Origin of the sequence: Maribellus mangrovi, from assembly GCF_037646455.1 — a bacterium.
In the GTDB taxonomy this organism is placed as follows: Bacteria; Bacteroidota; Bacteroidia; order Bacteroidales; family Prolixibacteraceae; genus Draconibacterium; species Draconibacterium mangrovi_A.
In genome coordinates this window covers 203,257-215,988 of sequence record NZ_JBBIXN010000004.1, presented here as the reverse complement: position 1 = coordinate 215,988, position 12,732 = coordinate 203,257, and the positions used below count along the sequence as shown (strand labels likewise).

Below are 12,732 nucleotides of genomic sequence, written 5' to 3'. Positions count from 1 at the left end.
ATTAGCGGTAATAATGAGTAGCTGTACATACAATTGGATAGTGGAAGAAGAAGTGATCGATCCGGGAGATCCAGATGCTCCTGATATATCATTTTCTGTCGAGATCACTCCAATCTTCGCATCGAAATGTACAGGCTGCCACCAACCAGGAGGTCAGACTCCTGACCTTACCGCGGCTAATGCGTATAATTCACTCAATTCAAGCCGCTACGTAAATACATCGGCTCCTGAGACGAGCCTGATCTATACAAAACCCAGTCCAACGGGTAGCCACGTGAAATATACAGAAGCCGAGGCTGCAAAAGTTCTTACCTGGATAACGCAAGGAGCTCAAAACAATTAAAAAACCTAAACTGATGATGATGAAAAAATACATATTGACTCTGCTAATTTTAGGAATAACGCTATCCAGTTCATTTGCACAGGATGAAGAAGCTCAACCTGTATACGCTTTTAACAGTGGAATACTGATTGATGCACAAACTTCGTACATTCCCGATGCAAGGACCCTGGAATTTGTCATTCAACACAAATTCGGAAGCCTTGAAAATGGGAAATCCGATTTGTGGGGAATTTATGCTCCCGGATCGAACGTACGCTTAGCACTGAATTACGTACCTGTTAAAAACTTTCAGTTTGGAGCCGGCATCACGAAAAAAAACATGTACACTGATTTGAATGCGAAGTATAAAATACTACAACAAAAAACCAGTGGTATGCCGGTATCGCTTACTGTATTTGGTAATGTAGCCATCGATGGCAGAAACGAAAGCGCATTTGGAACCGGAAAAGTTGCTGAGTCGAAAGGCGATAATGCAGAATACACCGTTAAATTCAGCGACCGACTTTCATACTTTTCGCAAGCCATGGTTACACGTAAATTTGGCGAAATACTAACTTTACAGGCAGGCGCCAGCTTTACGCACTACAACCTGACAGGATGGGATTATAACCACGATGTAGTTGGTCTTCATTTTTCCGGTAAAATTAAATTCTCACCTCAGGGATCGATCATTTTCAATTACGACAAACCGTTGAAAATATCCGGAATTTCGGAACAATACGATTGGGATAATGACGAATGGGCCTGGGGAACACATGCCAAGGAAAATCTGTCAATCGGTGTTGAATTCTTTACGTTTACCCACGCATTCCAAATTTATGTGGGAACTGCACAAGGAATTCTTCCGCAAGACATGATGATGTACAATCAAAATGACTGGACAGACAAAGGTTTAGCTTTTGGTTTTACCATCACACGGATTTGGATGTTCTAAGAAAGTACAAACGCAATGATAGTAAAGATGGTAATACCACGAAAAGCGGTATTACCATTTTTTCATAAAACCATAGAAACAGTAAACATTAGAGACTCTATAATATTACATTTTTATCCATGAAATATCTCACTTCAATACTCTTTCTGATCCTCGTAAATATTTCCTTGCAAAGTGCGGGGCAGTACTACGACGATCCTAAAAGTCACGATTGTTTAAAGTGCCACTCGCAGCAAACCTATTCATTTCATAACGACATGATGGACACGGAGGAGAAACGACTCATGAATCCGTATTTTATTATCGATACCATTCAGTTGCGAAACGGGGTACACAAAAACTTCGATTGTACCGATTGTCACTCGTACGATTACACGACTTATCCACATGCTGCCAATCTGAAACTTGAGCCCCTCATGACTTGTTTAGACTGTCATGCCGGCGACGAATCGTTTGCGAAATATGAGTTCGAGAAAATTCAGGAAGAATTTAAAAAGAGTATTCACTACCAGGATTACGGCGACAATTTTACTTGTGCAAAATGCCACAATCAACACTACTACGCTCCTGCCGCACGCACCAGCAGCAGTATAGTTGAAATTGTAGAGTACAGTAACAAGATGTGTTTGTCGTGCCACAACGATATGAAAAAATTCAGCCTGGTTTCGGGCGATACAAAACCAACAGTTGTTTCTATTCACGACTGGCTGCCAAACCAGGCATTGCACTTCGAGCACGTTCGCTGTATTGAGTGCCACACAGCAGTTGAAGACGACCTGATGGTTTCACACAACGTACTTTCAAAAGAAAATGCCGTGCGTCGTTGTGCCGAGTGTCACTCGTCCAATTCATTGTTAAAAGCTTCTTTGTATAAATATCAAAATCTACAGGAAAGAGCAGAAGACGGAACTGCACTTGGTGTACTGTCAAATGAAAATTACGTGATCGGATCGCATCAGATCCCGATTTTGAAAACAATCAGCCTGATATTCTTTTTCGCGGCAATAGCAGGAATCATTATCCACCTGACTTTTAGAATTATCATCAAAAAGAAATAACAATGAGCTCAGAAAACAAAATATATTTCTACCCGCTTTGGTTACGCATTTGGCATGGAATAAATGCCCTGGGTATTATACTCCTTATTATTACCGGAATAAGCATGAATTCGGGTTTCGAAGAGTCGGTTATCAGTTTTAAATTGATCATTACCGTGCACAATTATTCAGGAGTGATAATTACTTTAAACTACCTGTTGTTTTTTATTGGAAACATGGTAACCTCTAATAAGAAGTTTTACATTATAAAACCGAAGAATTTTTTGAAACGCCCCATGAAACAGGCCTATTATTATGCCTGGGGAATGTTTCACGGAATGAAAGCACCCTACCCGCTTTCTGAAAAACGTAAATTCAATCCTTTGCAAAAATATACTTACCTCGCGGTAATGTATATCGTTGTTCCACTGGTAATCATTACTGGAATTGGATTGATGTTTCCCGAACTGATCTTTAATAAAATTTACAATGTAAGCGGTGTACTTATCACTGCCGTTACCCATTCAGCCATGGGATTCTTTATTTCAATCTTCCTGGTTATCCACCTGTACATTGCCTCGATTGGTAAATCGCCACTCGATAATTTCAGAAGCATTGTAAACGGTTGGCATCACATTTAAGAAGCTAATTCAGATAGAGTATAAAAGCATTTAAACGAAAACAAAACAGAAAACAGAACATAAGACATTAACACACAAGGCATAAACTGTTAGCTCGCTCTGAGATTAGAAGAATTTTTACAAATAATAAAATAAAAGGGCGCTGTATGAAAAAGGTGGACAACAAGGTTGTTGATAATGTTCTGTACAATTGCATCTCCGGTCGTTTATCGGGAGTTGTAAAAGTTATTTTGCTGGCTGGATTCATCGTAATGACCGCTTCGGTCCTGTATGCACAGTCAAACGAAGATTGTGCAATGTGCCACGATGATCCCGATCTTTTTACCATCGTTAACGGACGCGAGGTTTCGCGTTACATTCCGGCTAATATCCTGGAAAATTCGGTGCACAGCTACCTGGAGTGCATTTCGTGCCATGCTGATGCCGATGTTGAAGAATTTCCACATCCCGAAAAGCTACAACCCGTAAATTGCGGCGATTGCCACGATGAAGCCATGACAAAATTCTTGGACGGAATTCACGGTACCGCGTTCGAAGAAGGCGATAAAAATGCGCCCAACTGTTCTGAATGCCACGGTTCGCATCAAATTCTGAGTTCAAGCGATCCAAAATCGCGCACATATAAGATGAATATTCCTGTGCTGTGCGGAACCTGTCACCGCGAAGGAGCGCCAGTAGCCCGTTCGTACAACATTCGCGAACGCAACATTATTGAGAACTACAGCCAGGGCATTCATGGTCAGGGACTTTTCAAAAGTGGACTTGTAGTAACCGCCACCTGTAACGATTGCCACGGTAACCACCTGGTATTGCCCCACACCAATATGAACTCCAGCGTATCGGAAAAAAATATTGCGGCTACATGTATGAAATGTCATGCACGTATTGAAGATGTGCATACCAAGGTGATCCAATCGGAACTCTGGGAAAAAAGCCCGGGTGCTATCCCTGCATGCACTGATTGTCACCCGCCCCATAAGGTTGATCTTAAAAACATACTGGCAACCATTTCAGATAAAACATGTTTGAATTGCCACGAGCGCGACGATATCCATAAGATAGTGGATGGCCAAGAGGTTTCATTGAAAGTGGATGTTAATGAATTTGTGAATTCGTCACACAATAATATTACCTGCGTTAAATGTCACTCCGATGTTACTGCAAACATTGCCCGTCCTTGCGAAACGGCGGATAAAGTGGATTGTTCGGCTTGCCATGCTGAGGAATCCGACATTTATTTTAAGAGCGGACATGGGAAGGCCTACTTTGCCAAGCATGAAAATGCACCTTACTGTACTGATTGCCATGGTTCGCACCAGGTTATTCCGTCTGAAGACGAAAACTCCCCCACTTACCGTGCGGTGATTCCTCAATTGTGTGGCGAATGTCATAAAGAAGACGGAAAAGCCGTACAAGGTACCAACCTGAAAGAAACCGATGCTTATTACGATTATTCTACCAGTGTTCACGGTCGCAGTTTAAAGGAAAAGGGCTTGTTATCGGCAGCCATATGCACCGATTGCCACACTACTCACTACATCCTGAAGGAAGAAGATCCGCTTTCGTCGGTAAATCCGTCTAATCTGGCCAGAACCTGCGGAAATTGCCACAAAGGAATTTACGATCAGTACATCGAGAGCGAACACGGAATTCACGACAACACCGATGACCTAAAGTTCCCAACCTGTGAGACCTGCCATACTGCGCATAACATTTCCGAAGTTCACGAAAGTAAATTCATGGGTGAAATAACGACACAGTGCGGTCAGTGTCACAAAGAACTTGCTGAAACGTACCTGGAAACATACCACGGAAAAGTGTATCAGTTGGGTTATCTTGAGGCGGCTCGTTGTTCTGATTGTCATGGTGCTCATAATATTTACCGGATGGATAATCCGAAATCGACCATCAGTCCGCGAAACATTGTAGGAACCTGCGCAAAATGTCATACCGACGCCAATATGAAATTCACGGGATATTTAACACATGCCACGCACTACGATAAAAGCAATTTCCCATGGCTGTATTATACTTTCTGGGCAATGACTGCTTTATTGCTAAGCGTATTTGCTTTCTTTGGCTTGCACACCTTGTTGTGGTTCCCACGCTCACTAGCGACACTCATTAAAAAACGCAATGAGCCAAAACCCATTGGCAAACAAATGTATATCAGGCGTTTTACAAAGAAAAACAGGGTAACCCATATTTTTGTGATCGTTAGTTTTATCCTGCTTGCTTTAACCGGTATGATGCTGAAATTTGCTTATATGGATTGGGCCAAGTTCCTGTCAGATGCTATTGGTGGGGCACGTGTTGCAGGTAATATTCACCGTATCGGTGCCTTAATCACATTCGGATATTTTATTTTCCACGTGGTTTCGCTCTTAAAAGTTAAGTTCCAGAGAGGTATAAAAGTCAGTAAGTTTATATTCAGCAGTAACTCACTGATGTTTAATCGTAAAGACATTCGCGATTTCTGGGCATCACTGAAATGGTTTATCGGAGTTGGTCCACGTCCGGAATATGGCAGATGGACTTACTGGGAAAAATTCGACTACTTTGCTGTTTTCTGGGGAGTTGTGGTGATCGGATCTACCGGATTAATGTTGTGGTTCCCCGAATTCTTTACAAAGTTTCTGCCCGGCTGGCTAATCAACGTAGCTCAGATCATTCACAGCGACGAAGCATTACTGGCGGTTGGATTTATCTTTACTATCCACTTCTTTAATACGCACCTTCGTCCGGAGTCGTTCCCAATGGATACTGTAATATTTACGGGGTATGTTCAGGAAGAAGAATACAAAAAAGACCGTCCGCACGAATATGAACAGTTGGTAAAATCAGGAAAAATTAAAGACGTTCGGGTGGAAAAAGAGTTTACAAAAGAGCACATGCGAAAGATCAGAATATTTGGATTTACTGCACTTTTTGCCGGTACGATCATGATATTACTGATAATTTACTCTTTAATTTTCCATTAAAAACGTAAAATTCGAAATTTAGATTTTTCGATTTATGACTAAAAAACAAATTCTAAAACAATCTTAAAAAACTAGATAAAAGAGACATATAAAAGATCGACAAATAAAGGACAACACTTTAACAGAACATAGTTTCAGAAAAAAACTACGTATGTAGACGACTTATAAATTAGAATTCGACCTTGAATAATTAAAGGAATTTTTGAATCTTGGTCTTCAAGATTTTATGAGAAATCGATAAACTAATAATCATGAAATTACCATCGTCAATAAAGAATTGGATCTCGATAACCGGAGCCGTTTTAGCTGTTTTTAACCTGGCCAGTATTCTGTCTCTGTTTTTACTGAATGCTGTTTTCGGTTTTGGAGGACAGTACATCGGATTGTTCATTTACATGGTACTACCGGCATTTATGATTGTTGGCTTGCTCCTGATCCCAATCGGGATGCGCATCAACCGCAAAAAGGCAAGGCTGGCCGAAAAAGAAGGTCGTCAGCTGAATTGGCCGGTACTTGACTTTAACAACCAGGCCACACGAAACGCCAGCACCATATTTATTGTAGGAACCATATTTCTGCTTATTATTTCCTCAGTAGGTAGTTACGAAGCGTTTCACCTCACTGAATCAGTTGAATTCTGCGGAAAGCTTTGTCACGAAGTGATGGAGCCTGAATACACTACTTACCATGGTTCTTCGCACGAACGTGTTGCCTGTGTGGAATGCCACGTAGGATCGGGAGCCAGCTGGTATGTAAAAAGTAAACTTTCGGGTCTGTACCAGGTGTATTCGGTTATAGCGAATAAATATCCGCAACCCATCCCTACCCCAATTGCCAACTTGCGTCCGGCACGTGAAACCTGCGAAGAGTGTCACTGGCCCGAGAAATTCTACGACAATAAAATGAGGGTAAAACATTCGTTTTTAACCGACGAAGAAAATACCGAGCACATTATTCATTTGCAGGTAAAAACAAGCACCAAAGAAACTCCGCAAGGAATTGTTAAAGGTATTCACCAGCACATCAGTCCTGATGTAAAAATTGAATACAAGGCGCTGGATGATAAACGCCAGATCATTCCGTGGGTGAAATATACCAATACCAAAACCGGCGAAGAATATGTGTATACCGACGGTGACAATATGGTGTCGGAAGCAAAACTCGACTCGTTGGAAACAAGAGTTATGGATTGCCTCGACTGCCATAACCGTCCTTCGCACAATTACAATGCGCCACAAAACTTTATTGATCAAGCAATGGCCCAGGGTAAAATATCGACCGATTTACCGGCCATCAAACTGGCAGCCATGATGGCGCTTTACCAGGATTATCCCGATAAAGACAGTGCCATGTTCGCCATAAAAACTCAGGTCAACGAATGGTTCGAAGGTAGTTACCCAGAGGTATTCGAAACCAAACAGCCGGAAATCGAACAGGCCATTGCTGCCATTCAGGAAGGCTATTCGAACAACATCTTCCCATATATGAAAGCCAGTTGGAAAGCCTATCCGAACAATATCGGTCACATGGAATCGGATGGATGTTATCGTTGTCATAACGATCGGCACGCCACCGAAGACAGCCGCGTTATTTCGAAAGATTGTAAATTATGCCATAATATCATTGCACAGGGCACCGCCGACAGTCTCCAATACTCAACTGATTTTGAGGCACTTGAGTTTAAACATCCGGTTGATATCGCGGAAGCCTGGAAAACTGAGATGTGTTCAATGTGTCATGTGGCATTATATTAGTATATTTAAAACACAGATTTGTGAATTAACAATAGTGTAAACGTTTAATACAGTAATTATGAACTACAAAAAATTAATCTTTCTTTTAGGACTAGCTATTTTGTTCAGCACTGCAGTTTCTGCTCAGGACTTCAAATACATCGGAGCAGCAAAATGCAAAATGTGCCACAACAAACCGAACAAAGGCGAACAGTACAACAAATGGGCTGAAGGGCCACACGCCAAATCAATGGATGCATTGAAAGGCGACGAAAAAAATAACGCGACATGTTTAAAGTGTCACTCAACCGCCGGATCTGTAGACAGTGGTTTGTTAGCCGGTTTGAAAGCTGACGAAGGCGTTTCGTGCGAATCATGCCACGGACCGGGTAGTCATTACAAATCTGCCGCTATTATGAAAAACAAAAAAATGGCATTATCAAAAGGTATGACCGAGCCAACAGAAGAAACTTGTAAAGCCTGCCACTTAGGTGACAAACCTGACGGCCACCCGGCAGCAAAAAAAGCATGGAACTTCGACGAATTTGCAAAAGTTATTGCTCACGACGATCCAACAACAAATTAATAGTTACCAAATTTTTGTTTTGTGAAGAAATTCCTTTGTTTGCATAACAAAGGAATTTTTTTGATGTTTTATTTTGACAACAATCCGTTATGAAGAAGCTAGGTTCACTTATTTTTTCGATGTTTTTTACCGGGATTTTGCTGGTTATTTTTGCGATTGCCATTGGCTATGCCACCTTTGTTGAGAACGACTATGGCACCATCACCGCAAAAATACTGATCTACAATTCCAGATGGTTCGAGATACTGCTCTTTTTACTCAGTATCAACCTCATAGGTAGTATTTTTCATTACAACCTGATTGCAAGAAAGAAATGGACGGTTCTGCTTTTTCACGTGGCCTTTGTTGTCGTTCTTATAGGTGCGCTCATCACACGTTATTACGGTTACGAAGGAAGCATGCACATTCGCGAGAACAATGCTTCGGACTATATCATCTCCGACGCCACCTTTGTGAGTGTTAAAGTTATCGATGGTAATCAAACCGTTGAAGAAATAAAAGAGGTGAAATTTTCGCCTTACACTGCCAACCGATATTCCGAGAAAATTCATTTGAACGGAAAAACAGTTCATATCGAAAACCAACTGTTTATGCCGTCAGCCACCGAAAACATTGTGGTCGATCCAAATGGCGAACCTATCGTTTCGATGATAGCGGTTTATGAAGGATCGAACCGGGTGGACTTTAACCTCAGAAACAACGATGTAAAAGACATTAACGGACTGACCATCGGTTTTGCGTCCTTAACAAATCCAGACATTCAGTTGCGAATGGTAGGTGGGAATTTGTACATTTCAGCCAAAGACTCACTTCACGTCTCGGGCATGATGCAGGACGCTGCTGAAGTGATTGCTCCCGGCACCGAAGCACTGGTGAATACACAAAAAGCCTACATCTACAAAAATCTGACTTTTGCGATCAGGCAATTTCTTCAGAAAGCCTCTGTGCAGCTGGTTTACCAACAGCCACAACAACGTGGGATGCGAACAATGGATGCATTTAAAGCCACAGTTTCATCAGGAGGCACAAGCAAAGACCTTATTGTTTACGGTCAAAAAGGCCAGGTTGGCGAACCCTACTCTACCACAATCGACGGAATGAATGTTACTGTGTCGTACGGATCGCGCAAAATTGAACTGCCTTTCTCTATTTATCTGAATGAATTCCAACTGGAACGTTATCCAGGTTCAATGAGTCCATCATCATACGCCAGCGAAGTGACCCTGATTGATGGTGACATTGAAATGCCATTCCGTATTTTCATGAATAACATTTTGAAATACAAAGGCTATCGTTTCTTTCAATCATCGTACGATACCGACGAGCAAGGTACGATCCTGTCCGTTAACCACGACGCGCTGGGAACCGGTGTAACCTACTTCGGCTACCTGATTATGGCGCTCGGCATGTTATTTACCTTATTCAATAAAAACAGCCGCTTCAAAAGCCTGCTAATGGTATCTGCAAAATTGCGCGATAAACGGAAAAAATTGTTCGCTGTATTGGTTACCGGTATTTTATTGAGTGTTTCGGCACAGGCACAAACACCTGCTCTTGATCGACTCGATCAAGATCATGTCTCGTCGTTCGAAGAATTGATTATTCAGGATCGTAAAGGACGAGTTGAACCGGTATCAACTCTGGCATCGGAAATACTGCGAAAAGTGGCCAAAAAGACCAGCTGGGAAGGCATGTCGGCAACAGAGGTTTTTCTCGATATGCAAGCCAATCCCGATAAATGGAAAAATGTACCGTTTATAAAAGTTTCCAATCCCGAATTAAGAAGCATGATCGGTACCTATGGAAAATATGCCACGTTTAATTCGATTGTAATGCCGCGCGAAATGGGTGGTTACCGGCTCAGTTCCATGGTGCAGGAAGCCTACGAAAAAAGTAGTAATCAACGGAATAAATTCGACAAAGAAGTGATGAATGTTGATGAACGCGTCAACATACTGATGGCCGTGTTCTCCGGCGATTTCTTAACCATATTCCCGATCCCTGATGACAGCAATCACAAATGGGTATCCATTAACGAAGCTACTGAACTGCCAAAAGAGCAAGCCAGTTTTGCTGTTCAATCCGTATCCGCTTATTTGAGTGCGGTTCAAAACCGCGATTGGGCCACTGCCAGTCAAGTGCTTGCCAACATCAAACAAAACCAGCATCAGGTTGGCGCAAAAATCATCCCTTCGGATGCAAAAATATCACTCGAGGTATTGTACAACAAGCTGAACATCTTTGGAAAACTTTCGAAGATATTCATGTTCACCGGATTGATTTTGCTGATGCTGCAGCTAATCACGCTTTTCAATCCGAACTTCAAATTAAGTTTCCTGAAAACATTTGCCTTCTATTTTATAATGTTACTGTTTTTGGCCGAAACTGCCGGCCTAGGAATTCGCTGGTACATTTCGGACCACGCTCCGTGGAGTAACGGTTACGAATCGATGGTGTTTATTAGCTGGGCCACGGCTCTTGGAGGTTTGATCTTTGCCCGACGCTCGGAAATCACACTTTCACTAACGTCGGTTTTGGCCGGATTAACATTAATGGTGGCGGGCATGAGTTGGATGAGCCCCGAAATTACCAATCTGGTTCCTGTACTGAAATCGTACTGGCTGATCGTTCATGTGGCTGTAATTACAGCAAGCTACGGATTTTTAGGCATCAGTGCTTTACTTGGCTTCCTGAATCTCATTTTAATGGTTTTCAGAAATAAACGAAATACCGACCGAATCAACCACACCGTAAAAGAACTGGTAAATATTATCCAGATTGCATTGATAATTGGCCTGTTGATGGTAACTCTGGGATCGTTCCTTGGTGGTGTTTGGGCCAATGAAAGCTGGGGCCGTTACTGGGGCTGGGACCCCAAAGAAACCTGGGCGCTGGTCACTGTTTTGGTATACACGTTTATAACGCACATGCACCGCATTCCGGGTTTACGCGGTAGTTTTGCCATGAGTGTTGCAGCAGTCCTCGGAATCAGCTCGGTTTTAATGACCTATTTTGGTGTGAATTATTACCTTTCAGGACTTCACTCTTACGCTCAGGGAGAACCGGCACCGATTCCGTCAGGTGTTTATGTGGCGATTGTAATTGTGGCTATTGTAATCGTATCCGCCTATATTTCCGAACGCGGAAAACCCATTCCGGAAGAAGTAATTGAAGAAGAATAAAACCCAACAGGGGCAAGTTCATTAAACGATAAACTTGCCCTTGTAAACCGGCTTTCCGAACCGGCGAAGTTCAATTCAATAAAATCCTGAATTGAATTCGGATAAGTCAAGCTTTAACTTTTCCTGATTTTTTTTGAAATAGAATCCTGCCTGCGAAATCATAAACACTAAAACAAGATAAGTAGATCAGATCAAAGGATCGGAAATTACTTGATCTCAGAAAAGTCAACTTCTCTGATCTCATGGCGAACTGTTACTTTTTTCCCCTTGTTAACTTTGACACCATACTGAATATCAACATGTTCAATATAGGGAGGTATATCTTCTTTTGATAATAACCTGCCCCCTAAGAATCCAACATTAATTCGCACAAAAAAGCTGGAAGCAACGTTACGACCATCAACAACAGCAGGTAAGAACTTGCCGGGCAGCATAAGCACTTTTCGATTGGTGGACTGCTCAATCTCGCTACAAAAACCGGATATGAGCTTCGGACCCGAAAGGTTTCCCTTGTCATCAACAAAATACTGTAGAATTGACATACCAACTTTCCCTTCTTTCATAACTTCTATCGGAATTTCCAAATCCTGTGCAATTGTTCGTTTAATCTCATTTTTAGCGCCAATGTACAGAAGTGGTCGCTCTACGTTTTCAACCGCATATTCTGCTTCCTTTTTTACCAGGAAAGAATCGGCTACCATTGCCCCGTTCAGGAAAATCAAACTATCACTACTGAAATTATAGATCATATAAACTTCTCCTGTTTTATCTTCCAAAAACCTCCAAACACCTGATCTGGAAGAGTTATGGTATTTTCCGATGGCAAGTGTGTCTTTTGTCAGGACATTAAGCAAATAACTTTCACCACTGCGAAATTTTGTGGCTTTATCGATATGAAAAACCTCTTTGTAGTTGCCAAATTTTTGTGTACGTTTCTTTAGTTTCTGAGCCTGAACCATTGAAATATTGAAAGTAACAAGGATGAAAAAGAGAAATAATCTGAGCATGATTAAAGGTTTTATACTGATCATAAAACTAAAGAATTAATTGGTGGCTCCACAATTAACCGCGTGTAGAATTAGTATAAATTACGTTGCTGTTATATAGCACTATTCCGATCATATTCACACATCTAGATTCTTTATTATATTTGCACCCGAAACGATCTCCGAGCCTTTGTACCTAAGTTTTATAAGGTACAACGGCCGATGGGACTGCCCGGAAACAGGTTGTCCTCCCGCGTTCCGACGAGTCGGGATAAATTGGAAAGGAGAGAAACAGCCCGGTGTTCACCG

The 12,732-nt window shown here is 41.8% G+C and carries 9 protein-coding genes and 1 riboswitch; of the genes, 8 read left to right on the top strand and 1 reads right to left on the bottom strand.

The features are described from left to right. Positions 1-13 precede the first annotated feature (13 nt). From WFY05_RS16345 to WFY05_RS16310, 8 genes are all read left to right on the top strand, one after another. Positions 14-343, top strand: a complete 330-nt coding sequence (locus WFY05_RS16345; protein WP_340113978.1) for a c-type cytochrome — start codon at positions 14-16, stop codon at positions 341-343. Between the two features lie 19 nt (positions 344-362). Continuing rightward, on the top strand, positions 363-1,277 hold the full coding sequence (locus WFY05_RS16340; RefSeq protein ID WP_340113977.1) for a DUF5777 family beta-barrel protein: 915 nt from the start codon (positions 363-365) through the stop codon (positions 1,275-1,277). 119 nt (positions 1,278-1,396) lie between these two features. Next, positions 1,397-2,335: a cytochrome c3 family protein gene (locus WFY05_RS16335; protein WP_340113976.1), complete on the top strand. Its 939-nt coding sequence runs from the start codon at positions 1,397-1,399 to the stop codon at positions 2,333-2,335. A 2-nt stretch (positions 2,336-2,337) separates the two neighbouring features. Next, entirely contained in the window at positions 2,338-2,955 is a 618-nt protein-coding gene (locus WFY05_RS16330; protein WP_340113975.1) for a cytochrome b/b6 domain-containing protein, read from the top strand. A 146-nt stretch (positions 2,956-3,101) separates the two neighbouring features. Then, a complete protein-coding gene (locus WFY05_RS16325; protein ID WP_340113974.1) occupies positions 3,102-5,936 on the top strand; it encodes a cytochrome c3 family protein in 2,835 nt (944 codons plus the stop codon). Between the two features lie 251 nt (positions 5,937-6,187). Further along, positions 6,188-7,690, top strand: coding sequence for a NapC/NirT family cytochrome c (locus WFY05_RS16320; RefSeq protein ID WP_340113973.1), 1,503 nt, complete (start codon positions 6,188-6,190; stop codon positions 7,688-7,690). A 58-nt stretch (positions 7,691-7,748) separates the two neighbouring features. Then, positions 7,749-8,255, top strand: a complete 507-nt coding sequence (locus WFY05_RS16315; protein ID WP_340113972.1) for a multiheme c-type cytochrome — start codon at positions 7,749-7,751, stop codon at positions 8,253-8,255. 89 nt (positions 8,256-8,344) lie between these two features. Then, a complete protein-coding gene (locus WFY05_RS16310) occupies positions 8,345-11,437 on the top strand; it encodes a cytochrome c biogenesis protein CcsA (RefSeq protein WP_340113971.1) in 3,093 nt (1,030 codons plus the stop codon). A gap of 206 nt (positions 11,438-11,643) precedes the next feature. On the opposite strand, the gene WFY05_RS16305 is transcribed toward WFY05_RS16310, so the two are convergent. Further along, positions 11,644-12,444 (bottom strand): hypothetical protein, encoded by an 801-nt coding sequence (locus WFY05_RS16305; RefSeq protein ID WP_340113970.1) that lies wholly within the window; start codon positions 12,442-12,444, stop codon positions 11,644-11,646. Positions 12,445-12,591: 147 nt separating this feature from the next. Further along, a riboswitch (molybdenum cofactor riboswitch) is annotated at positions 12,592-12,726 on the top strand. The last annotated feature ends 6 nt before the right edge of the window (positions 12,727-12,732 follow it).

What these genes read in the sequence shown, in the direction of transcription:
- WFY05_RS16315 (WP_340113972.1), top strand. Translation starts at nt 7,749, where the DNA reads ATGAACTACAAAAAATTAATCTTTCTTTTAGGACTAGCTATTTTGTTC.
- WFY05_RS16330 (WP_340113975.1), top strand. Translation starts at nt 2,338, where the DNA reads ATGAGCTCAGAAAACAAAATATATTTCTACCCGCTTTGGTTACGCATT.
- WFY05_RS16340 (WP_340113977.1), top strand. Translation starts at nt 363, where the DNA reads ATGAAAAAATACATATTGACTCTGCTAATTTTAGGAATAACGCTATCC.
- WFY05_RS16305 (WP_340113970.1), bottom strand. Translation starts at nt 12,444, where the DNA reads ATGCTCAGATTATTTCTCTTTTTCATCCTTGTTACTTTCAATATTTCA.
- WFY05_RS16325 (WP_340113974.1), top strand. Translation starts at nt 3,102, where the DNA reads ATGAAAAAGGTGGACAACAAGGTTGTTGATAATGTTCTGTACAATTGC.
- WFY05_RS16310 (WP_340113971.1), top strand. Translation starts at nt 8,345, where the DNA reads ATGAAGAAGCTAGGTTCACTTATTTTTTCGATGTTTTTTACCGGGATT.
- WFY05_RS16345 (WP_340113978.1), top strand. Translation starts at nt 14, where the DNA reads ATGAGTAGCTGTACATACAATTGGATAGTGGAAGAAGAAGTGATCGAT.
- WFY05_RS16320 (WP_340113973.1), top strand. Translation starts at nt 6,188, where the DNA reads ATGAAATTACCATCGTCAATAAAGAATTGGATCTCGATAACCGGAGCC.
- WFY05_RS16335 (WP_340113976.1), top strand. Translation starts at nt 1,397, where the DNA reads ATGAAATATCTCACTTCAATACTCTTTCTGATCCTCGTAAATATTTCC.